This window comes from Bacillus sp. TE8-1, from assembly GCF_008368855.1.
In the GTDB taxonomy this organism is placed as follows: domain Bacteria; phylum Bacillota; class Bacilli; order Bacillales; family Bacillaceae_G; genus Bacillus_A; species Bacillus_A cereus.
Genome location: NZ_QPET01000002.1, coordinates 38,790 through 60,822 on the forward strand (window position 1 = coordinate 38,790; position 22,033 = coordinate 60,822).

Genomic DNA, 22,033 nt, shown 5'->3' on the forward strand with positions numbered 1-22,033 from the left:
AACAGTGCTGAAAGTTTCTCTATATCATGCATATTTGTTCCCCCCTCCTGAATAATATAGTACAACCTAGCGCTATATGTGGAGGTGTGAAAGATGAAACTAATATTTCAAATGGGAAAACAACCTGTTCTTGAAAAAACAATCCTTCTTTTTATATTGAGTATTGTAGAAAGCTTGAAGTTAAAAGTTGTTTCACTCGACGAAGCTCACCGATACATATTCAATTTAGAAGTACTTGAATTATTAATGGATCGGAACATCGATGATCAAGTACTTGAACTTATTCATTTCGGGATGGGACTTGAAGACATTTATCACGTGCTTCCTGAAGAACTTGAGCATACGATTGAGGAATTAAAATGGCTTTGCATTCAAGTATTAAGTGAGTACAGTATGCATGAAGAATCGGAACAATTAATTGAAGATATACGGTAAAAAAGCACCTATGTAGGTGCTTTTAATGTTTTTTTAAACTATTTTTATACGCCTCAATATTTACTGGTAGCTCTTCCTCTTCCAAAGTATGTTCATTTACATCTTTATGAATGAACGCACCTTTAGGTGGTTGATGATCATGCCCTTTTTTCTTATGATCAAATGCTTTCCCGCGTCCCATACAAATCCCCCTTTCTTAAAAGAAATCCGTATTAGTATGGAGAAAAGTACGTCGATATATGCAATCCCTTGCTGTATTTCCAAGGAAATACTCGAACCTTGTTTTCTACTCTCCTTACAACAACTGATCAATCCCAATAAGAATTAATAACACTCCTGCGATAACTGTCGCCCACTTTCCTAAGTATTCTGCTAAAAATCGTTTCCCTACATACGCAAAGCCACTAATACAAATAAAACTAAACACCCCTGAAATAGTTGCTGTAAGCCAAAGGTTCAAATTTGTTATCCCAGCATCAAATCCACCTGCAATATTATTAATAGACAACGCAATCCCTAATACAATTGCTTCTGAAAAACTAATTGTTTTAGAACCATCAAAATCTGCTTTTTCTGGATCACGTAAAATTCCCATAAGTACATTACCATCTTTAGAGCCTACGGTATTTCTTTGCCCCAAGAAAGGCTGGCACAAAATAAACACCCCGATTATCCCTAAAACGATTGCTCCAATCAGGTTTGCTGTAAACTCTGAAATAAATAACGCGATCCAGTTCCCAAAAAATCCAGCTAATAAAGTAAATAAAAACCCAAAAAATGCGATGATAAAATTGTTGAACCACGAAATTCTAATTTTACGAATGCCATATGCAATCCCAACACCTGCATTATCTAAATTAGAAGCAATCCCGATTAAAAAAATTGAAAATAGACCTGCCGTACTCATAAATAGCCACCCCTTTTCCTCACTTTTCCATGCATCTTATGAAAATGTTGAGCAACTGTGCCTGTCTGTTTCATATACATGTAATAAATGCTCAACATTTTTTCAACAATAAAAAGGAGTGCCTTCGCTATGCCTAAAGAAAATCCAAATGAGCGGCTTAGTAGATTAATAAAAAAACTTTTAAAAGAACGTGCCTTATCTATGCGCCAACTCGGAATGCTTACAAATATTGATCCCGCAACAATCTCAAGAATTATGAATGGTAAACAACCGCCAAAACAAAAACACCTACAAAAATTCGCAGAATGTCTGCAAGTTCCACCCCAATTGTTATTTGATGAAATGTATCCTGATTCTCCTCACATTAATAAAGAAAAGACGGATATGTACACATCTCTTGATACAATTCAGCAAACTCTGCAATCCTCTAACTTATTCGATTTCGACTACACAACAACCCGCGTAAAACAAGAACTTGAAAACTATGAACGATATGCTCAAACAACAGAAGGTGAAAAGCGCATTCATGAAAGTTTCGCGAGCAAGTTAGAACAAATTGATAGTGCTGGCCCTTTCATTGAACAATTAACAGATATGTATCAACAATTTTGCAATGAAACGATTCCAAAAGAAGAGCGTGCAGTTCTTGGTGGCGCATTACTGTATTTCATTTTATCGACAGATATTATTCCCGACTATCTCTTTCCAATTGGCTATTTAGATGATGCGATTGCTGTTGAATTAGCAAAAGAGAAATTAATGGAACTAAAACGAAAGACATAGAAAAATAAAGAACTATTTCAGTTGTTTCTATTTAACTCTGAAATAGTTCACTAAAAAATCGTACAAGTATACATACCTGTACGATTTCAACATACTAATCTATTTTTTCATATGACACCATTCATATATAAATGCTGTTATTACTTTTGTAAATTCAATTAACTGCTCTACTTCTACTTTCTCATTTATTGAATGAGCTTCCTCTAATGTGCCTGGTCCGTAAATAACAGCCGGAATATGAAATTCACTAAACCAACCACCATCCGTTACCGTTGCAGACATATCTAAAATTGCGTTTTTAGAAAGAATTGATTCATGTACTGAGCTAAGCGTTTTTACAGCTGTATGTTCACTATCTATTTCTAAAGAAGGGAAAATTTCGCCACGATCCACAATCATTGATTCTCCGCCCCACTTAAATTGTGGTGGATTTTCACTTAGCCATGGATCGGCAGCTGCTACTTTACCGATATACTCTTCAATTTCTTTTATTATTTGTTCATGTGTTTCATTCGGATAAAAGTGCACTGTTATCCATAACCGGCACTCATCCGCAATAAAAGCTGCATGTCTTCCACCCTCAATAACAGCTGGATTAATTGTTGTTGTTCCAGACGGATAGCCTTCATATGTTTTCATAACTGCCCAATGACGCTCTAATTCTTGTAAACTTTGCACAATTTTCATCATTTTTTCAATTGCACTCGCTCCAAATAAACGTCCTCCAGCATGAATCATTTGCCTACGCGTTGCATCATGAAACGTTTGAGGGCTTTTCACAGTAATCCAGCCAGTAATTACGCCGCCCTGTCCTTGCATATGTAAATTACTCGTATCCACTACGACTGCAAAATCAGCATCATAACCTCTTTTGCAGCATTGAAGTGTACCAGCTTCTCCAACTTCTTCTCCAATTACGGATTGAAAGATTAAATCTCCAGGTAATTCAATACCAGCTTCTTGTAATAGCTGAATAGCAAATAGCGCTCCAGCTAGTCCCCCTTTCATATCAGCTGCACCACGTCCAACTAACCAACCATCTTTTATAAATGGCTCAAACGGATTTGTTTCCCACGCCTCATCTGCCGATACTTCAGCTACATCCATATGTCCATTAATAATAAGACTTTTATATGAGTCACTTTTTGCCCCTTTTTTCACACCAACAACGTTCGGATCATTAGGATATACATCCCATTTATCAACACTAAAATTTTGTTCTCTTAGAAACTCTGCAACAAATTGTTGTGCCTCATTTGTATTTCTCGCCGGCGGTGCTGGTGTTTCAAAACGAATTAAATTCTTTGTAAGCTCTAGTAACTCATCTTTTCGTAAATCAATCTGCTCTAATAGCTGTGAAACTTTTTTATTCATCGCTAATTCCCCTTTACATACGTAGTATGTTTCCAACTTTATTTTCACAAAAAAAGAGACTGTTTACAAATCTTACAGTCTCCAAATTAATTCATATTAGAAGCTCTCTACTTCCGTCGTATTTGTCTTTTCAATATGTTCTACTTTACGTGCCTTATTTCTTGTCGCACGGTAAAACAGTAAACAAACAATCATAAATGGAATTCCGCAATACAATGCCATTCTTTGCTCTGGAATAAAGGCCATACCAATAATTACTGTTACATTTAATACTAGTGCAAGCAGTGGTACGAATGGATACAGAGGTGTTTTAAATTTCAATTCTTTCACATCCCCGCCCTGCTTTATGTATGACCTCCTAGCTAATAAGTTAGATAGAGCAATAGATGCCCAAACTAATATCGCCCCGAACCCAGCAATAGAAAGTAGCCATAAATAAACTGTATCTTCCGCATAAATACCTGATAGTAATGAAAGGCAACCTACAATTGTACTTACAATCAATGCATAAATAGGAACACCGTTTTTAGATAACTTACCAAAAATCGGACTAATCATTCCTTGATTAGACATAGACCATAGCATACGAGAAGTTGCATATAATCCTGAATTCGCAACGGATAGAACCGCTGTAATGATAACAAAATTTATAATATCTGCTGCATAAGGAATACCAATTTTATCAAATACAACTACAAATGGACTTTCTATTACTCCTGCTTGTTGCCAAGGGAATAGTCCAGCAAGAATAAAAATAGATAGTACAAAGAAAACAAGTATACGCCAAACTGTATTGTTAATTGCCTTCGGGATTGTTTTCTCTGGATTTTCACTCTCACCTGCTGCAATACCGACTAGTTCCGTTCCTTGGAAAGAAAAATTAACTGCAATCATCGTAATTAAAATAGCTGATAATCCATTTGGGAACAATCCACCATAATCAGTAAAACTAGAGAACATCGGTGCTGGTTCATTTCCTTTCATATCTAGAAAACCAAACATTGCTGCCCCGCCCAAAATAATAAATGCAATGATCGTAATTACTTTAATACTTGCAAACCAAAATTCAACTTCCGCAAAACTTCTTGAAGATAACGCATTAATAGCAAAGAGGAGTAACGCAAACACTACGCACCAAATCCATGAAGGTACATCTGGAAACCATCGCTTCATTAAAATACTAACTGCAATTAGTTCAATCCCTATCGTAGCTGACCAGTTTAACCATGACATCCATCCAACTACATAACCCGCTGCAGGGGAAATATGCTTCGTAGCATACGTTTGATAAGATCCTGCGTCAGGCATTGCAACAGCTAACTCTCCAAGACAGAGCATCGTTAAATACATAACAAATCCTCCAACAAGATATGCTACAATCGCTCCTCCAGGCCCAGCTTCATGAATTGTATACCCAGATCCTAAAAAAAGACCGGTACCAATAACGCCTCCAAGTGCAATCATAAATATGTGCCTGCTTTTCAATTCTCTTTTTAATCCTTGATTTTGATTCATCATATAAATCCCCCCTTTTCACTTTGTAAACCCATTTAATGTAAGCGTTTTTAAAATTATTCACCGTAAAAATAATGATTTAAAAGAGCAAAAATACACGTCACTTACATTAATCACTGCCTGTTACTAAAAGGTCATCCCTTACTGTTATTAATAACTTTTGATCAGCAATAGCTTGTCCTTCTACTACTTCTAATGATTCAATATAACCACTGATCCCTATCTTAATTTCTACTTTCTGTTTATCTATTGTTGCAATTAATGCTAATTTCTCCCACTCATATACGTAAGAACTTTCCGTAACAAATAACTTCTCTACTTTCCCGTAACAAGGACTATACACGCATTCTATAACCGTCTTCACTTTATACACTCCTCCTTCTTATTAGTTGGTACTGAAACGTTGCATATCCCTCCTTTAGATATATCAATTATTATTTATGCAAAATGCGTACCAATCTCCAATTCCTATTTAAAATGAAGGTTTCTCAAAAAAAAACTTCATAACCGCAAAATTTTTCTATCATTTCAGAGATTTTAAAAGGAAAATAGCAAAAAATTTTTGCGATTTTATAAGAATTTTAATAAAATTATAAAAAGTCAGTCTTCATAGGGTGGAATGAGGAGAAGATAATCTATGCGTACAGAAGAAATTAATTTAAAACAGATCATTGAAATGAATATGCTATATGAAACTTTACTCAATGAACTCGACATCGGAATTCATATTATTAATGAGGAAAGTAAGACGATTATCTATAACCGCAAAATGATGGAAATTGAATCAATGGAGCGCTCAGATGTGCTATATAAAAGTCCTTTAGAAGTATTCGCATTTGAGGAAAATAAAAATAGTACTCTTATAGAGGCATTAAAATTTGGAAAAACAAAGAAAAATATAAAACAAACGTATTTTAACAATAAAGGACAAGAAATTACAACGATTAACGATACTTTCCCTATAATAGAAAATGGAAAAATTAAAGGCGCTATTGAAATATCAAAAGAAATTAGTAACTTAAAGCAAACGATAAAAATAGGTCCTTCTCGAAAACAAAGCACTAAATTTACCTTTGATCACATAATTGGTGATTCTGAAGCCATTCAATCAATCATTACAGAAGGAAAAAGAGTAATTCGTACATCTTCCTCCATACTTCTAGTAGGAGAAACAGGCACTGGTAAAGAACTATTTGCACAAAGCATCCATAATGAAAGTCAGCGTTCAACAAAACCCTTTATTTCACAAAACTGTGCCGCTATACCTGATACCTTAATGGAAAGCCTACTATTTGGCACAAATCGAGGTGCCTTTACAGGAGCAATAGATAAATCAGGCTTATTCGAAGAAGCAAACGGAGGAACTTTGTTATTAGATGAAATCAATTCATTAAGCCCAATACTTCAAGCTAAGTTGCTGCGGGCTATACAAGAAAAAACAATACGAAGAATCGGAGGTACACACGAAAAAGAAATTGATGTTCGCATTATAGCAACTATCAATGAAGATCCCTTTGAAGCCATCGCACATAATCGATTAAGAGAAGACTTATATTACCGATTAAGCGTCGTTACTTTATGTCTTCCGCCTTTACGTGAAAGAAAAGAAGATATTCCAGCTCTTGTTCAGCACTTTATTGAAAAATATAATACTCAATTCGGGCTCAACGTAACCGATGTAGATGTAAATGTAAGAGAATTTTTCTATGCATACGATTGGCCTGGAAACGTACGGGAGTTGGAACATATAATTGAAGGTTCCATGAACTTGATAGAAGATGAAACCATCATTACAGCGTTTCATCTTCCTACTCGCTTTCGCGAACGAATAAAAACAGAATTCAATATGCAACATGCACTAACTACTCACAATACTGATGCACCTAAAACTTTAAAACACACAATAGAAAAAATGGAAAAGAACTACATTAACCAAATTCTTAAAGAGAATCATGGCAACATCTCACAAGCTGCAAAATTTTTAGGATTAAGTAGGCAAAACTTACAATATCGAATTAAAAAACTACATTTACACATATGAAATAAACATGTCTCCAAGTGTAAAAATAAATTGGTAAAATATGTTACAATAAACATATAACATGCTAGAAAGGGGCTATATATATGAGTAATGATAAAAAATTAAAGTTATTACAATACTTATACTTTTTCCCTGCCATGCTCTGTATGATGTTATTCATTAATGCCGATGTAAGCAGCTCTCCTTATGCAAAGCTATTAGGAACAATTTTTGGCTCCTTTGCAGCTATTATGCTTGCTGCTTTTTGGAATTTGAAGATACGTATAAAAAACGAAAAATCTTCTTAATACTAAAAAAATCGAGCTACTTAGCCCGATTTTTTTATTTGCCATTAAAACTCAACATTCTCTAAATACAACCCACTTGCCTCAGCAAGACAATTAATTTGATTGCGCTGCTTTTCCTCTAAAATGTTTGGAATTGCTTCAGCATCTAATTGTCCTAATCCAACTTCAATTAATGCCCCGACAATTTTTCTTACCATATTATGAAGGAAGCCGTTACCACTTACTCTAATTTGTACAAACCCTGCCTCTTCCATCACATCAAGTGTATATACTTCTCGAACCATGGATTTTTTCTTTGATTTCGCATTTGAAAAAGCAGTAAAGTCATGTGAACCAATTAAATGTTTTGCAGCTGCTTTCATGCTTTTCACATTTAATTTTTTATTCACATGCATGCTGTATTTACGCATAAATGGATTTGTATGCTCTTCATTCCAAATTTTATACAGATATGTTTTTGCTTTAGAATTGTAACGAGCATGGAAACGATCATGTACTTCTTCCACATTCGTAATGCTAATATCGTTAGGTAAATATTGATTTAAATATTTTTTCACTTTATGTTCCACTAACTTCTCATCACTTTGAAAGTTAGCAACTTGATTCAAAGCATGTACACCAGCGTCTGTTCTACTACAACCGATAATTTCAATTTCTTTTCCGACCATTTCAGATATGACACTTTCGATTTTTCCTTGAATTGTATTATCGTTATTACCGAGACGTTGCCATCCTTTAAAACGTGCGCCGTCGTACTGAATCGTTAATTTATAATTATGCATAATATTCTCCTTCATAGAAAATATTCCCTCATACCATGAGGGAATATTAATAAACTTTACTTTCTAACAAGCTTCACTACATTTTCTACGTGAGCTGTATGCGGGAACATATCAACTGGTTGCACATACTCCACTTCATAGCTCTTCATTAATGCTTGTACATCACGTGCTAATGAAGAAGGATTACAAGACACGTACACAACTTGTTTCGGCTTCACTTTTAAAATTGTTTCCAGTAATTTATCATCGCAACCTGTACGTGGTGGGTCGACAACAATTATATCTGGACGCCATCCTTCTTTTACCCATTTCGGTAACCATTGTTCAGCTTTACCTGCTTCATATTTCGTATTTGTAAATCCGTGACGCTTTGCATTTTTTCTTGCATCTGCAATTGCTTCTGGAATTACATCCATACCACGTACTTCCGCTGCATCATTTGCAAGCCAAAGACCGATTGTACCAACACCACAGTACGCATCCACAATCTTCTCGTTTCCTGTTAACGCAGCTGCTTTTTTCGCTTCATTATACAAAACAACTGTTTGCTCTGGATTCAACTGGAAGAATGCACGTGCTGATAATTCAAATGATAAATCGCCAAGTGTTTCTTGAATGACTTCTTTTCCAGCTAATTTAAATGTTTTGTCGCCAAAAATAACAGATGTTTTACGCCAGTTTACATTTTGCATAATTGATTTAACCGCTGGCATCTGTTTTTGTACTTCTGCAATAAATTGTTCTTTATTTGGTAATTCTTCTTTTGTTGTAATAAGTGTAACTTGTACTTCCCCTGTTTGAACTGCAGTACGTGTTACAATTGTGCGTACTAAACCTTTTTGTTTTTTCTCATTGTAAATAGAAACATTTAATTTTTCTAAAATACGTCTTACAACTTTTGTCGCTTCATTCGTTGCTTTATGTTGAATCATACAGTGAGCGATATCAATTAACTGATGTGAGTTTTGTTTATACAGCCCTGTAATAACCTTTTCGTCTTTACGCCCCACTTGTAATTGACTCTTATTACGATAATGCCATGGATTTTCCATGCCAAGCGTTGGGCGAATTTTCTCTTCCATACTATTTTTCATGTACTTCTCAAATGCTTGTACAACGATATCACGCTTTTGATTCAATTGTTCTTTATAATCTAAATGTTGCAGCTGACAACCGCCACACTCCTCATATACTGGACACGGTGCTTTCACACGATGCGGTGAAGCTTTACGAACTTTTTTCACTTTCGCTTCAGCGAAGCCACGCTGAATTTTCGTTGTTTCTGCAACAACTTCTTCTCCTGGTAATGCCCCTGGAATAAAAACAACTTGTCTCTTAAAATAACCAACGCCTTCTCCGTTAATCCCAAGACGTTTAATTGTCACAGGAAACGTTTGACCAACTTCCAACTTACTCTCATGTTGCTTTTGTATCATTATTACACCTCTACTCTATACTTTTCCATAAATATAACGCTGCATAACTGCAGTATGGTTCACACTCTTGTTTCACTTTTTCTAAAAATGCATCATCAGGTTTATCATCTAATTGAAATATACCTTGCACTGCACGCTGAATCCCAATATCCGCTTTCGGGAACATATTTTTCCGTCCAAGCCCAAACATTAAAAAGTTTTGCACTGTCCATGCACCAATTCCCCTAATTGGCAACAATTGTGCTGAAATGTCTTCTTCCGTCCCATTTTCTATACTCGCTAAATTTAATGTACCACTGACAATACTTCGACCTAATCCTACTATATATTCAGCCTTTCGCTGACTAAACTTCTGCTCTCTCAATTCTTCTATTGAAATATTTGCTACTATTTCCGGAGTGGGGAAAAAGAATACACCGTTCTTCTCTGTTCCATACCGTTTCACAAATTGTTCTGTTAACACAGTAGCAAATTTCAAATTTATTTGTTGGTGAATGATACAGCGAAGCAGACAAGCAAAATAATCAAATTCTAAAATAATTGGAGTATAAGCATATGTTTCAAATAGTGGACGTAATGATGTGTTTAAAAAATGATTTTGTATATCTTGAAACGGTTCATTCCAATGAAAAATGGCCCTCATTCGTTTCATGACTTTCTCTGGATCTCCTGTCTGACTAGAAATCCAAAACTGTGGATTTTGAACAGTACCAATCCCTTGTAAGCGAACAACAACCTGTTCCTCGTCTATACAAAGCGGGATATAAATAACTTTCTCATCTAATTGAATGACGTTAAGAGGATCAAAAGATAAACGTTTTAATACTTCTTCAAAATGATACGGATACTCTAACGTAACATGCTCGCTCCACATACGTTTCCCCATCCTTTTTACACATCATTATAGCATGAGAAAACCGTAAGCATACATGCTTACGGTTGATTGCCTTTTACTAAGTCATCTAGACTTTTAAAATGATACCCTTTCTCGCGCAAATCATCAATGATTTTCGCAAGTGCTTCTGCATTATCTTTTGATATTGCATGAAGTAATAAAATAGATCCTGGATGAATCATCGTCATAACATTATTATGCGCATATTGCCATCCTCTTTGCTGATCCACTTTCCAATCCAAAAATGCAAGTGACCAAAATACATTATAATAGCCCATTTCTTTCGTAAGAGCTAACGTTCTTTCACTAAATACACCGCGCGGAGGACGTACATATTTCACTTCTTTTTGCCCAGTTACTTTTTTAATTTCTTCCGTTACACTCGTTAATTCTTCACGAAGTTTCTCATCATTTACCGCTGTAAAATCAGGATGACTCCAAGAATGGTTTCCAATAATGTGTCCTTCATCCTTCATTCTTAACAATAAATCTTTTTGCGTTTTAATGTAATGCCCCGTTACAAAGAAAGTTGCTGGTACTTTTTTCTCTTTTAATACATCTAATATTTTCCCTGTGTATCCATTCTCATATCCATTATCAAATGTTAAATAAATATCTTTTTTCTTCGTATCTCCTAAATAAAACCCGCCATTTTTTTGTAGTAAATCTGTATATAACTTTCCTGCATCTGGTACTGTTTCATTTTTAGGACGCGGGATTCCCCAGTTATGTGGAGTATTTGTATAAGCCAGTGCTGAAACTGGAACAAGTGCCATCATAATTGAAAAAATGAGACCGATATATAACCATTTATATTTCATAAATAGTCTCCTTTCCATATATAATCGTACTTGTAGTTTCTGTTGCTACGCATTCTTTCATGCTGAACATGTTTTTCTATATATACCAAAAAAATGCATCTCGAATCATTCGAGATGCATTTTTTATTTACTTAAATACTGGCTCTTTAAAGCTAGCTAATTTTTCAAGTGATGTTTTATCAACATCTGCATGTAAGCTATTACCATGAGAGTCCATCGTTACAACTGCTTTAAACCCGTCGATACGTAAATGCCACATTGCTTCTGGAATACCAAATTGTAAGAAATCAACATCTTTCACTTCTTTAATACATTCAGCATAATATTGCGCTGCACCACCGATTGCGTTTAAATATACACCGCCGTGTTCTTCTAAAGCCGCTAATGTTTTCGCACCCATACCGCCTTTTCCAATGACAGCGCGAATACCGAATTTCTTCATAATATCGCCTTGGTACGGTTCTTCACGAATACTTGTCGTTGGACCTGCCGCTTTAATTTGCCAATTGTCATTTTTATCTTTCACAACAACTGGACCACAGTGGTAAATAATTTGTCCATTTAAATCTACTGGACAATCCTTATCCATTAAATGCTTATGGATTGCGTCACGACCTGTATACATCATGCCATTAATTGTTACAACATCACCAACGCGAAGTTCACGAATTTGCTCTTCTGTAATTGGTGCTTGTAATACAATCTCACGTTGCTCTGTTTTTTCTTGTACTTCATGCTGAAGTGTATCTTCACCTTCTTGATATAGCCAATCCATAATGTCTCCTGTTTCAGGATGGATTTTCACACCAAGGCGACGATATGCCCAGCAATTATACGCAACAGATACATAGAAACTAGCTGGCAAACGATTATAGACGCCAATTTTACAACCAAGTAAAGTTGTTTCTCCGCCAAATCCCATCGTACCAATGCCAAGCTTATTCGCATTCTCTAATACGTACTCTTCAAGATGTTGTAACTCTGGTACTGGATTGACATCATCTAATGTACGGAATAATTGATTTTTTGCTAATTCATAACCTGATGTGCGGTCTCCCCCGATACCAACACCAATTACACCAGCGCTACATCCTTGCCCTTGTGCTTGATATACTGCATGAAGAAGGCATTTACGAATCCCTTCTAAATCACGGCCAGCTCGTCCAAGCCCTTCTAGTTCACACGGTAAGCTATATTGAATATTTTTATTCTCACAGCCACCACCTTTTAGGATTAAACGTGCATCAATATAATCTTTTTCCCATTGTTCAAACTTAATCACCGGTGTACCTGGTCCTAAATTATTTCCACTATTATCTCCAAAAAGAGAATCAACAGAATTGGGACGAAGTTTACCATCTTTTGTCGCCCGCTCAAGCGCATTATAGATAGCTTCCTTCAACTTTAATTGATTCACACCAACTGGTGTATAAATTTTAAACGTTGGCATCCCTGTATCTTGGCAAATCGGCGAGATGTTATCATCAGCCATTTTAATATTATTTGTAATTGTGCCAAGTGCCATCGCAGAACGAGTCCCTGCATTTTCTCGCTCTTTCGCTTGTTGAATCGCACGACGAACATCTTTCGGTAAGTTCGTTGACGTTTCAACAATTAGTTGATACATGCTTTCTTGAAGCTTTTCCATTGTTACTTCCCCCTCAATTGTGAACGCTACCAAAACGTTATGAGCTGAAAATTCAATTGTTATGCTCTTTAGCTATTTATTTGTTTCACGCTATTAGAGCATAAATGAAATTTTTCACAACTTGATTATACCTCTTTTTCTATCGTCCTTCTATTACCCGAACAGAAAAAGGCTACCAAATTGGAATTGGTAGCCTTTTTAATATATTATTCGTCTTTTTTAAATTGCTCACATTTTAATTCTAATTCATCTAACATTGCAAGAAGACGATCTACATCTTCTAATTCTACTTCTTCAGGTTCAATTGTATCAATTACTTCAATGAACATATTTAAACGTTCTTTTAAATATACTAATTGTGTATCTTTATCTTGAATTGCTTTTCCCATGAAGGCACTCTCCTTTTAATTCGAGTTGCTTTTATTATACCGCAAAAACGATTGCTATGGGCATGAAATTTCATCAATTTTGTCACAGTCATCCACTATAATGTAAGCCCTCTCTCTTTCCATGCTAAAAAGTTTCACTTTATAAAAAGCACATATTCTTCTATTATAGAGAATGGACAAATTGTTATTTCAATAGTCAAAGGAGTATTTCATATGACGATATCACAAAAAATGAAGCCGATTACTCCTTCTTACGATCCATGGGAAGCGTATATGGACCTTGAAGAGTACGGCAAACTACTATTAACAAATGTTGAATTTACAACAACGACGTTATGCAACATGCGCTGTGAGCATTGCGCTGTTGGTTACACGTTACAGCCGAAAGACCCAAATCCGCTTCCGATGGATCTTTTATTAAAACGATTAGATGAGATTCCTCATTTACGTTCTTTAAGTATTACTGGCGGCGAACCTATGCTTTCAAAAAAATCCGTCGACAACTATGTAACACCACTCTTAAAATATGCCCATGAACGAGGCGTTCGCACTCAAATCAACTCTAACTTAACTATAGATTTAGCACGTTACGAACAGATTATTCCTTATTTAGACGTATTGCATATATCTCATAACTGGGGAACAATTGATGACTTCGTTGAAGGCGGATTTGCAATGATGGAGCGTAAGCCTACTTACGAACAACGTGCAAAATTATTCGAAAGAATGATTACAAATAGTAAGGCTCTATCAGATGCAGGTGTACTTGTATCGGCCGAAACAATGCTAAACAAAAGAACTCTACCACATATTGAACATATTCACCGCCAAATCGTCGAAGAGATGGGCTGTAAACGTCATGAAGTTCATCCAATGTATCCAAGTGACTTCGCGAGTAATCTAGAGATTTTAACAAAAGCTGAAATTCGTGATGCGATTGAACATTTACTAGAAATTCGCGATGAAAATGTATGGATGCTATTTGGAACTTTACCTTTCTATGCTTGTAGCGATGACGAAAAAGACATAGCTACATTTAAAAAATTGCAAGAGAGCAAAAATGTAACTGTTCGTAACGATCCAGATGGTCGTTCACGCTTAAATGTAAATATTTTTGATGGTAATATTATCGTTACTGATTTTGGTGATGTTCCACTTCTAGGAAACATACAAACAAACACATTACAAGAAGCGTATGAAAAATGGAGCGCTTCAAAAACAGCAAAATCATTAAGCTGTCACTGTCCTGCAGTAAAATGTCTTGGACCAAATGTTCTTGTAAAAAACAGCTACTATCCGACAGAAGATTTCTTATCAAAAACAGCAAACATTACATTATAAAAAAAACGTCAGCTTATAAGCTGACGTTTTTTTTGTTATTGCGAGTGAGAAGAAGAAATAAATTTAAAAAACAAATGATCATGAATTGGAATTGCCGCTCCAATTCCTTGAGAAGTAATATTTTTCACAACAAGTCTTTTTTGATTTCCCTTTAATACAAGATACACTTCTCCAAATGTTACTTTTCCCTTTTCATTTACTGCTGGTGTATAAGCGTATAAATATCCGAGTTGACTCGGACTAATATTATACACACGCTCATGTCCAGTACCATAACCAATAGTTGTTTTAAACGAAAGGGGCAATTGTACTTTTTCAAGCGCTTTGAGAAGCATCATTTTTTTCACATCTGCAGCATCTTTCATATCTGCTGTTAAATCGCCTTCAACCGTCTTTTGTGTTTCTTGCTTATAGCGAAGTGGATACAAACGGTCTCCTCCGCGATTATCATACACATTTCGATTCACTTGTTTATATTCCCAATTAATCGATGTGTCTACTGATTCATAATGTAAAGCCCATTGACCTAAATAAATTTTTGCCCGATACCCTACTGCAAGCGGAGCATTTGAAATTGTCGTTTCATTAAACATCCGAATTAAGTCTGGATTTTCAATTTTAATATTAGCCGTTTTCAATAGCTCTTGAGCAAATTTACTTGGTTGTAAACGTGGCAAATCTTGCGCATCATTTGGAAATGTATTGTCTTTTGAAATATTTAAAACAGATGAAGGCATTTTTGTTCCTACTGTTGTCTTTGCAAAACTCATGTTAGGAAATAATAAAATAAACGAGACCATAGTTGAAAGACATATGCTGTATACTCGTTTCACCTGTCTGGCTCCTTCCTATGTAGGTATATATACTACTTCGTTTATTGTTTTCTCTGAGTGCAATTGTTATGCCTATTTTTCATAATAAATAAAAACCAATTCCCATAATGACATACGCCGCTAGTAAAGTGCCACCTTCAAACCAGTTTGTATCTCCATCATTGGAAATCGCAATCGTTAAGAAAACGGCTGTAATCATAGACACAAGTTCTGGTATGGTAAATACTAAAGGCATCCTTTGCGCGAAGAACATAGATAGCAATACTAATACAGGAGCAACAAACATGGCGATTTGTAATGTAGAGCCTATTGCAATTTCGACTGCAATATTTACTTTATTTTTATAAGCCATAATAATTGCAGACGCATGTTCCGCTGCATTCCCAACAATTGCAACGATAATAACCCCTATAAATAACTCTGACCAGCCAAATGACTTTGCAACAGTTTCAAAAGTATGCACGAGTGCCTCTGACACATAAGCTACCGCTAGTGTTGCTATTGCTAAAATAAGGAGCGCCTTCCCTTTCGACCACTCTGGCTCTTCTTCATGCGCTACTTCGTCACTTTTATGTTGATATACACCACGGTGCGTAACTAACTTAAATAGTAATGCAGCAAGGTACATGATAATCATAATAATAGAAACACCTATACTTAATTGATACGTCTTGCCAGCGTCCATCTTCATTGAAAAGATCTCTGGAATAACAAAGGCCACAACAACAGCAAATATTAATAAAGCTGAATTATGCCTTGCATCATATACATTAAAACTTTGTCTTTTGTATTTAAGACCTCCAACAAAGAAAGATAACCCTCCTACCAATAATAAATTTCCAAGTACAGAACCGGTTAAAGAAGCTAACACCACTTCAATTAACCCTGCTTGAAGTGCAAAAATTGAAATGATAAGTTCAACAGCATTACCGAAAGTAGCATTTAATAATCCGCCTATTCTAGGACCAGAAACAATTGCTAGACTCTCTGTTGCTCTCCCCATAAAACCAGCTAATGCGATAATCGTAATACAATACACAGCGAACATAATTGTTTCTGGCCAATGAAGTGTTTTTCCAAGTACAGATAGTGGTACACCTATAAGCGCTACTATAAGAAATATTTTATTAAACATGCTTTTCATCCTTCCATCGTATGTATTTCTCCTCAATATTATTATTATTCTTCTCCTAACTTGTCCGATTTCATCACAATTACGTTTAAAAAATCGGATTGAAGAAAACAGTATGAAAGATATTTAAATTATCTTGTTTAAACAGACAGAATTATAAATTGTGAAAAGGGGTTAAAATTATGCACTTAAAAGAAAAAATCGCAACTATTATTCAAGGTCAACGTACTGGTGTATTATCTACAGTACGAAATGAGAAACCTCATAGCGCCTTTATGATGTTTTTCCATGAAGATTTTGTACTATATGTTGCAACAGATCGACAATCAAAAAAGATAACAGATATTGAACAAAATCCTAATGTCCATGTACTACTCGGACGAGAAGGAAAAAAATTAGATGAAGATTATATTGAAGTTGAAGGGTTAGCTTCAATCGAGGAAGACTCAACATTAAAAAACAAGTTTTGGAATAATAGCTTAAAACGTTGGTTACTCGGTCCTGAAGACCCTAATTACGTATTGATCAAAATCAATCCCGACACAATTTATTACATTGATGGTGCGGGTACGACGGAGCCTGAGTTTTTACGACTATAAAATAAAACAAGCCCCCCCTTAGGTGGGCTTGTTTTGTCGAAAAGTTCTTTTAAAAAAAATAATAAAATAGGTGGAACTTTCCAAAGATTCTGTTATATAATAGCAGTAACTTAAATAAACTGTATTAAAACAGATTGGGAGGAGAAATAAAATTGATGAAGAGAGAAGAACGCAAAAATATGATTGAGTTTATTGAAAAGAAAAAAGGGATTGAGCGTGACGAATTATTGTTTATGACAGACGATGAAGTAGAACATATTTATAATGTAACGTACTTTTTATATGAGGAAATTGCAGAGTAGTATAATAATCCCCACCTTATTAAAAATATAAGGTGGGGATTATTTCGTTATTTAGCCCACTATTTACAGGCAGTAAAACTCCCACCTTAAAATTCAGGTGGAGCAAGAAGTTAAGTTGAAGTCGTGCTTCCTATAAAGCTCAATTGCTTCAACTTTATACATGAGAATCATTTTCATGTATAATACTGTAAGATTGGAGGAATTTTACTATGAGTTCGTGGCTCTTATTTGCACTATTATCAGCAATTGCTGCTGCCCTTGTATCGATTTTTGGAAAGTTTGGTTTAGACGGCATCGATGCAAACGTTGCAACAACAATTCGATCTATTATTATGGCATTATTTATGATAGGCGTTATTATCATACAAGGTAAATTTCAAAATATCGGCGACGTACTGCTAAATAAAAAAGCACTGCTATTTATCACATTAAGTGGGATTGCAGGTGCTTCTTCATGGCTATTTTATTTTCTTGCCCTCAAAACAGGAAAGGTTTCACAAGTAGCTCCTGTCGATAAATTAAGCGTCGTATTTTCTATCATTCTCGCTATGATTATCCTCGGTGAAAAGTTAAACTTTATGACCGGCGTTGGTGTAGTCTTTATTACAGCTGGTGTATTATTTATTGCTTTCAGCTAAAAAAACCGCTATTAGCGGTTTTTCTTTTTCTTTATGTACAACCATACAACACATGTAACAACTGCTGAAATTAATAAAATCCATATTCCATAATGATGTAAACTATACTCAACGAAGCGCCACTTCTCGCCTAATTTCCAGCCAAGCCCAATAAAAACACTTATCCAAATGAGCGCACCACCGTAAGCGTACAAACAAAAACGCCAAAGTGTCAAATTTGATACCCCAGCAAAATATGCTGTTAAATGACGTACGCCCGGTATAAAATAACCAATCATTAAAAGAAATGGCCCATATTTTTCAAATAAAATATGTGTTTTTTCAATGTGATGTTCTTTAATTCTAATTTTCGGCCCATATTTCTTTAAAACAGGGAGCCCAAGTTTTAAACCTAATATGTAGCTTAACGTGATCCCTAACATCGCACCAGCCATCCCACTTAAAAAAGCAGCAGTTCCTGACATAACTCCTTTTGAAACATTATAACCAACAAAGGTCAATAAAAACTCGTCTGGTATCGGTAATCCGACAATCCCACCAGCCAAAGCTATAACAATTCCAAAATAGCCATAATGCGCGATTAACTCGCCAATATGTTGTTCCATTCGGAAGACACATCCTATGCACGGTCGTTATTCCACATTGTACCCTTTCTATCTTTAAGGCAAACATGGTATACATATTCACTATACATTGTTTTTATAATGAACTCTACTTCTATTCTTTCCTTTAACAGAGATAAAGGAAAACTTTACTCAGTGGGAGTTTTGTTCATCCTCTACTAATTATTAACCTATGCCAACCTTGCTTTTACAGACATCCCGACTCCACATAACTCACTTACATTCACCAATTTTGAGATTAGATTCTTATTGCCCGCAAATAACCCGATAAAAAATAAAAATTCATATGCGTGTTTTTTTGTTACAATAAAGGAAAGTTACTTTTCGCAACGGTTTAACTCTCAAGAAAAATGATATATCTAGCAAAAACATAGTTTGGTCTATATAATGCAACTTCTACCTATTAAAAGAACATACACCCTTTTACATACAACATCATTTTTCTAAATTATACAGGGGGGAACGAACATGACCATTGAAAATCAATTTATTCAAAAAGTTTACTATAAAACATTTTTAACAGAAGAAACTTCTACTCCTGCATCGGAAATACTCGGTGAAGCATATATAAATGAATCTAAAAATGAATTCTCCAACATTTCTAATATTCGATTTGCTCAAGGTGAATTTTATTATCAAAATAAAGATTTTGAAGCAGCTATATTTAAATGGGAAAAAGTAAATAATGCTCTTGCACTTTGGGCGACAAAAAATATTGCAGATGCTTATTTTGAACTAGGATTCTTACCAAAGGCAGAAGAAATTTATCAATCTATTCAAACGGAAGATACGACTCTTACGATGGAGGTTTCCTTACAACTTCTTTCTCTTTATATCGAACAAGATCGTTTAGGACTCGCTTTTAAGACGATTAGTGAAGCTGTTGCATTCCAACCGGATTACCCAAATATTACTGCAATTGCACGTTCTTTCTATGAAAAACAAGAAGATTGGAACAACGCTATCGAACTAGCTGTTCAAGAAGGTATCCGAACACAATCTTTACACTGGTTTGATACGTTAATAACTTACATAAACAAAGGATTTACAAAAAACATTAAGCCTGAATATTTCTATGAGTCTTTAAAAGCTCTATATGCTGTTGATCAAGCTCAATTTAAAGAACTTGTTATTGCTCTTTGGAATAGCTATCAACATGAATCCTTATACCTTCCTTGGATTCAAAGTATTAATCATTTATTCTTGCATATTGAAACAGACAATAATGACGATTGGAATGAAATTTCTACTCGCTACCAAGAAACATACTTTGCATTAATTACCGGAAATCATTTTATGCATGAATTAAACGGACTTGTACCAAATCTATTAACAAATTGGTTCAGTTTAACGAAAGCAAAAGATTCTCTAGTTGTCTCTGCAGCAGTGTTAGCATGGAATGAAGTCTCACCTACAACTTTAGAATCATTACTCGTAAAAAGTGCTGGATCCTTACTTTCTAATACATCAGCTGAAGCAGATGTAAATATGGAAACAGTTTCTCATTTATTCGAAACAATCGCTGTATGGGCTGAGAAAAATGATGTAGATTTAAGTCATCAATTTACGCTACTCGTCCATGAACTATGTGATTTAAATGTCACACCAATACTAATAGCTGGAACTAGTGACCATGATAAAACATCATTTGTTAATTCAATATTAGGAGAGAACATCTTAACTGAAACTTTAACAACTCCTATTCTATTTAAAGACGCTAGTCAAACTGAAATAACAGAATTTACCGATTTAGATATAAGAAATATCCCTAACCTTGATGAATTCCATCAAATAACGGCTACATCTGCTCAGTCAGAACTTGAGAAAAAATGTATAGAAATTAAGCTACCAAGTAGGTTTTTAAGAAAAAATAAGTTTACATTTCTTATTACACCATCCATTCAAGGACAATTGGATAAAAACAATGCATACTTTGAATACTTACAAGCAGCAGATAGCCTTGTATACGTATTAAATTCTTCTTCACCATTGCATAGTCAAGAAATTGATACGTTAATTTATTTACGTGAACAAGTACCAAACTTACAAATTCACTTCGTATCACACACAAATAATACGACTACTAATGAAAAACTAATTAGTAAACTTAAAGTACATTTTCCAGATGCACAATTCTTCCCATACTCTCCTTCGCAAGAGAGTAGCCAGCAACTTGGAGATGTAACAGAATCTATTCTTTCTAATCTTGCAAAACGCGATATAGAAAAAGAACGTATAGAAAAGCTAATATGGTTTACGCAAAAGACAATTGCTTATCTCATAAATGAACGTGTGGAATTAGAAAATACATTAGTAAAATCCGTACGCTGGAATAAACACATCTCAGTGAAACTTACTGGATTTATTAATAACCTTACTGCTCTTGAAAAAGATAAAATTCGTTCTATTACCGAATCCTATCTTTTAACGAAAGAAGAAATTACACGAGATATACATTCTCAAATTCCTGAATTATTACAGAGCTGCTCTGATCTTGTTCAAGAAGATAGTGATTTCAAATTAGTTCATGAAGAATTAAATGCTGCAATGAATGAACGAGTTCAAAAGCATGTACAACAGGTACTTCTTCCTAAATTTACTGGGTCTATTCAAGAATGGATTGAAACAGCACATAATGAATTTATTCAAGCTCAAGCTTATTTAGATGAAATGAGTGAAACGTTTAATAAATTATATAAAGAAGAACGTATGAAACTTCCTTGCGATTTCAAATTATTAGATGATTGGAATCGAGATGTTGTACGAATGACAAATCGAATTACAGTAACGAACATCAATATTTTATTACGCTTTACACCGACACAGTTTTTCTTAAAAAGTGCCGGAAAATTATTTGGTAATATGCAAAAAAACCAATCTATGCTCGCCAACAAATATAAACAATATATTGAAACAGAAGACTATACAGAAATTGCTCACACAATTTCAAAACAATTCTTCCTTCAATTTGAAGTATTTGAAGGTGCATTAGAACGTGATATCATGATGTTCTTCAAAGATCCACTTAACATATTGAAACAAAATGTAGATGCAGCTCAACTTGAGATAAAGGAAGACGAGCAAACATTAGCAACGCTAAGAAGCAATCCAGAAACATATCATGATCCTTTGGCGTTATTTAAACTACAATTGCTACAACATAAATTCGTTTTAAGTACTACAAAGAAACATGAAGATATTTTTGTATCAAACGAATCTCCTACTGTTTAACAAAAAAACCAAGCAAACTAA

At 34.9% G+C, this 22,033-nt stretch carries 23 protein-coding genes; 9 read left to right on the forward strand and 14 right to left on the reverse strand.

Annotated features, from left to right (window positions below):
* Nucleotides 1-93 precede the first annotated feature (93 nt).
* Nucleotides 94-435 carry a DUF3969 family protein gene (locus DN404_RS01560; protein ID WP_000766604.1) on the forward strand — a complete coding sequence of 114 codons (342 nt, stop codon included), beginning with the start codon at nt 94-96 and terminating at the stop codon, nt 433-435.
* A 22-nt stretch (nt 436-457) separates the two neighbouring features.
* On the opposite strand, the gene DN404_RS30410 is transcribed toward DN404_RS01560, so the two are convergent.
* Both DN404_RS30410 and ytaF read right to left on the reverse strand, forming a co-directional pair.
* Entirely contained in the window at nt 458-616 is a 159-nt protein-coding gene (locus DN404_RS30410) for a hypothetical protein (RefSeq protein WP_000532409.1), read from the reverse strand.
* 114 nt (nt 617-730) lie between these two features.
* Nucleotides 731-1,342 (reverse strand): sporulation membrane protein YtaF, encoded by a 612-nt coding sequence (gene ytaF, locus DN404_RS01565; protein ID WP_000100724.1) that lies wholly within the window; start codon nt 1,340-1,342, stop codon nt 731-733.
* A 129-nt stretch (nt 1,343-1,471) separates the two neighbouring features.
* Between ytaF and DN404_RS01570 the strand changes: the two genes are divergently transcribed.
* Nucleotides 1,472-2,125, forward strand: a complete 654-nt coding sequence (locus DN404_RS01570) for a helix-turn-helix domain-containing protein (protein ID WP_001123718.1) — start codon at nt 1,472-1,474, stop codon at nt 2,123-2,125.
* Nucleotides 2,126-2,224: 99 nt separating this feature from the next.
* On the opposite strand, the gene DN404_RS01575 is transcribed toward DN404_RS01570, so the two are convergent.
* From DN404_RS01575 to DN404_RS01585, 3 genes are all read right to left on the reverse strand, one after another.
* A complete protein-coding gene (locus DN404_RS01575; RefSeq protein WP_100617805.1) occupies nt 2,225-3,547 on the reverse strand; it encodes an acetylornithine deacetylase in 1,323 nt (440 codons plus the stop codon).
* A 48-nt stretch (nt 3,548-3,595) separates the two neighbouring features.
* Complete coding sequence (locus DN404_RS01580) at nt 3,596-5,017, reverse strand: amino acid permease (protein WP_000981860.1); 1,422 nt, start codon at nt 5,015-5,017, stop codon at nt 3,596-3,598.
* 106 nt (nt 5,018-5,123) lie between these two features.
* Nucleotides 5,124-5,378 (reverse strand): biotin/lipoyl attachment domain-containing protein, encoded by a 255-nt coding sequence (locus DN404_RS01585; protein WP_149214663.1) that lies wholly within the window; start codon nt 5,376-5,378, stop codon nt 5,124-5,126.
* A gap of 273 nt (nt 5,379-5,651) precedes the next feature.
* Between DN404_RS01585 and DN404_RS01590 the strand changes: the two genes are divergently transcribed.
* Nucleotides 5,652-7,055 carry a sigma-54 interaction domain-containing protein gene (locus DN404_RS01590; RefSeq protein WP_001258445.1) on the forward strand — a complete coding sequence of 468 codons (1,404 nt, stop codon included), beginning with the start codon at nt 5,652-5,654 and terminating at the stop codon, nt 7,053-7,055.
* An 83-nt stretch (nt 7,056-7,138) separates the two neighbouring features.
* Nucleotides 7,139-7,342, forward strand: a complete 204-nt coding sequence (locus tag DN404_RS01595; RefSeq protein ID WP_000063860.1) for a hypothetical protein — start codon at nt 7,139-7,141, stop codon at nt 7,340-7,342.
* 44 nt (nt 7,343-7,386) lie between these two features.
* Here DN404_RS01595 and truA read toward each other — a convergent pair whose 3' ends face one another.
* The 6 genes from truA to DN404_RS01625 form a co-directional block, all read right to left on the reverse strand.
* Complete coding sequence (truA, locus tag DN404_RS01600) at nt 7,387-8,124, reverse strand: tRNA pseudouridine(38-40) synthase TruA (RefSeq protein WP_000553117.1); 738 nt, start codon at nt 8,122-8,124, stop codon at nt 7,387-7,389.
* 56 nt (nt 8,125-8,180) lie between these two features.
* Nucleotides 8,181-9,560, reverse strand: a complete 1,380-nt coding sequence (gene rlmD, locus DN404_RS01605; RefSeq protein WP_149214664.1) for a 23S rRNA (uracil(1939)-C(5))-methyltransferase RlmD — start codon at nt 9,558-9,560, stop codon at nt 8,181-8,183.
* 10 nt (nt 9,561-9,570) lie between these two features.
* Nucleotides 9,571-10,434 carry a DNA-3-methyladenine glycosylase family protein gene (locus tag DN404_RS01610; RefSeq protein WP_000269422.1) on the reverse strand — a complete coding sequence of 288 codons (864 nt, stop codon included), beginning with the start codon at nt 10,432-10,434 and terminating at the stop codon, nt 9,571-9,573.
* A gap of 59 nt (nt 10,435-10,493) precedes the next feature.
* A complete protein-coding gene (gene pdaA, locus DN404_RS01615) occupies nt 10,494-11,276 on the reverse strand; it encodes a delta-lactam-biosynthetic de-N-acetylase (RefSeq protein ID WP_000875956.1) in 783 nt (260 codons plus the stop codon).
* Between the two features lie 127 nt (nt 11,277-11,403).
* The gene (fumA, locus tag DN404_RS01620) at nt 11,404-12,924 is read right to left on the reverse strand and encodes a class I fumarate hydratase (protein ID WP_149214665.1); all 1,521 of its coding nucleotides are present in this window, start codon (nt 12,922-12,924) and stop codon (nt 11,404-11,406) included.
* A 206-nt stretch (nt 12,925-13,130) separates the two neighbouring features.
* Complete coding sequence (locus DN404_RS01625) at nt 13,131-13,313, reverse strand: SE1561 family protein (RefSeq protein WP_000513558.1); 183 nt, start codon at nt 13,311-13,313, stop codon at nt 13,131-13,133.
* A gap of 213 nt (nt 13,314-13,526) precedes the next feature.
* Between DN404_RS01625 and yfkAB the strand changes: the two genes are divergently transcribed.
* Nucleotides 13,527-14,654, forward strand: a complete 1,128-nt coding sequence (yfkAB, locus tag DN404_RS01630) for a radical SAM/CxCxxxxC motif protein YfkAB (protein ID WP_016125372.1) — start codon at nt 13,527-13,529, stop codon at nt 14,652-14,654.
* 35 nt (nt 14,655-14,689) lie between these two features.
* On the opposite strand, the gene DN404_RS01635 is transcribed toward yfkAB, so the two are convergent.
* A complete protein-coding gene (locus DN404_RS01635) occupies nt 14,690-15,487 on the reverse strand; it encodes a YfkD famly protein (RefSeq protein ID WP_002083605.1) in 798 nt (265 codons plus the stop codon).
* A gap of 79 nt (nt 15,488-15,566) precedes the next feature.
* Nucleotides 15,567-16,622 carry a calcium/proton exchanger gene (gene cax, locus DN404_RS01640; RefSeq protein ID WP_000482133.1) on the reverse strand — a complete coding sequence of 352 codons (1,056 nt, stop codon included), beginning with the start codon at nt 16,620-16,622 and terminating at the stop codon, nt 15,567-15,569.
* Between the two features lie 179 nt (nt 16,623-16,801).
* On the opposite strand from cax, the gene DN404_RS01645 reads away from it, so the two are divergent.
* From DN404_RS01645 to DN404_RS01655, 3 genes are all read left to right on the forward strand, one after another.
* The gene (locus tag DN404_RS01645; RefSeq protein ID WP_000550220.1) at nt 16,802-17,218 is read left to right on the forward strand and encodes a pyridoxamine 5'-phosphate oxidase family protein; all 417 of its coding nucleotides are present in this window, start codon (nt 16,802-16,804) and stop codon (nt 17,216-17,218) included.
* Between the two features lie 155 nt (nt 17,219-17,373).
* Nucleotides 17,374-17,520, forward strand: coding sequence for a BH0509 family protein (locus tag DN404_RS01650; RefSeq protein WP_000817786.1), 147 nt, complete (start codon nt 17,374-17,376; stop codon nt 17,518-17,520).
* Nucleotides 17,521-17,729: 209 nt separating this feature from the next.
* Nucleotides 17,730-18,158, forward strand: coding sequence for an EamA family transporter (locus DN404_RS01655; protein ID WP_000100295.1), 429 nt, complete (start codon nt 17,730-17,732; stop codon nt 18,156-18,158).
* 11 nt (nt 18,159-18,169) lie between these two features.
* On the opposite strand, the gene DN404_RS01660 is transcribed toward DN404_RS01655, so the two are convergent.
* The gene (locus DN404_RS01660; RefSeq protein WP_000434878.1) at nt 18,170-18,763 is read right to left on the reverse strand and encodes a DedA family protein; all 594 of its coding nucleotides are present in this window, start codon (nt 18,761-18,763) and stop codon (nt 18,170-18,172) included.
* A 486-nt stretch (nt 18,764-19,249) separates the two neighbouring features.
* Between DN404_RS01660 and DN404_RS01665 the strand changes: the two genes are divergently transcribed.
* The gene (locus DN404_RS01665; RefSeq protein ID WP_048535054.1) at nt 19,250-22,012 is read left to right on the forward strand and encodes a tetratricopeptide repeat protein; all 2,763 of its coding nucleotides are present in this window, start codon (nt 19,250-19,252) and stop codon (nt 22,010-22,012) included.
* Nucleotides 22,013-22,033 lie beyond the last annotated feature (21 nt).

Coding starts and splice junctions, on each gene's coding strand:
- DN404_RS01560 (WP_000766604.1), top strand. CDS start 94: ATGAAACTAATATTTCAAATGGGAAAACAACCTGTTCTTGAAAAAACA.
- DN404_RS30410 (WP_000532409.1), bottom strand. CDS start 616: ATGGGACGCGGGAAAGCATTTGATCATAAGAAAAAAGGGCATGATCAT.
- ytaF (WP_000100724.1), bottom strand. CDS start 1,342: ATGAGTACGGCAGGTCTATTTTCAATTTTTTTAATCGGGATTGCTTCT.
- DN404_RS01570 (WP_001123718.1), top strand. CDS start 1,472: ATGCCTAAAGAAAATCCAAATGAGCGGCTTAGTAGATTAATAAAAAAA.
- DN404_RS01580 (WP_000981860.1), bottom strand. CDS start 5,017: ATGATGAATCAAAATCAAGGATTAAAAAGAGAATTGAAAAGCAGGCAC.
- DN404_RS01590 (WP_001258445.1), top strand. CDS start 5,652: ATGCGTACAGAAGAAATTAATTTAAAACAGATCATTGAAATGAATATG.
- DN404_RS01595 (WP_000063860.1), top strand. CDS start 7,139: ATGAGTAATGATAAAAAATTAAAGTTATTACAATACTTATACTTTTTC.
- truA (WP_000553117.1), bottom strand. CDS start 8,124: ATGCATAATTATAAATTAACGATTCAGTACGACGGCGCACGTTTTAAA.
- rlmD (WP_149214664.1), bottom strand. CDS start 9,560: ATGATACAAAAGCAACATGAGAGTAAGTTGGAAGTTGGTCAAACGTTT.
- DN404_RS01610 (WP_000269422.1), bottom strand. CDS start 10,434: ATGTGGAGCGAGCATGTTACGTTAGAGTATCCGTATCATTTTGAAGAA.
- pdaA (WP_000875956.1), bottom strand. CDS start 11,276: ATGAAATATAAATGGTTATATATCGGTCTCATTTTTTCAATTATGATG.
- fumA (WP_149214665.1), bottom strand. CDS start 12,924: ATGGAAAAGCTTCAAGAAAGCATGTATCAACTAATTGTTGAAACGTCA.
- DN404_RS01625 (WP_000513558.1), bottom strand. CDS start 13,313: ATGGGAAAAGCAATTCAAGATAAAGATACACAATTAGTATATTTAAAA.
- yfkAB (WP_016125372.1), top strand. CDS start 13,527: ATGACGATATCACAAAAAATGAAGCCGATTACTCCTTCTTACGATCCA.
- cax (WP_000482133.1), bottom strand. CDS start 16,622: ATGTTTAATAAAATATTTCTTATAGTAGCGCTTATAGGTGTACCACTA.
- DN404_RS01645 (WP_000550220.1), top strand. CDS start 16,802: ATGCACTTAAAAGAAAAAATCGCAACTATTATTCAAGGTCAACGTACT.
- DN404_RS01650 (WP_000817786.1), top strand. CDS start 17,374: ATGAAGAGAGAAGAACGCAAAAATATGATTGAGTTTATTGAAAAGAAA.
- DN404_RS01655 (WP_000100295.1), top strand. CDS start 17,730: ATGAGTTCGTGGCTCTTATTTGCACTATTATCAGCAATTGCTGCTGCC.
- DN404_RS01660 (WP_000434878.1), bottom strand. CDS start 18,763: ATGGAACAACATATTGGCGAGTTAATCGCGCATTATGGCTATTTTGGA.
- DN404_RS01665 (WP_048535054.1), top strand. CDS start 19,250: ATGACCATTGAAAATCAATTTATTCAAAAAGTTTACTATAAAACATTT.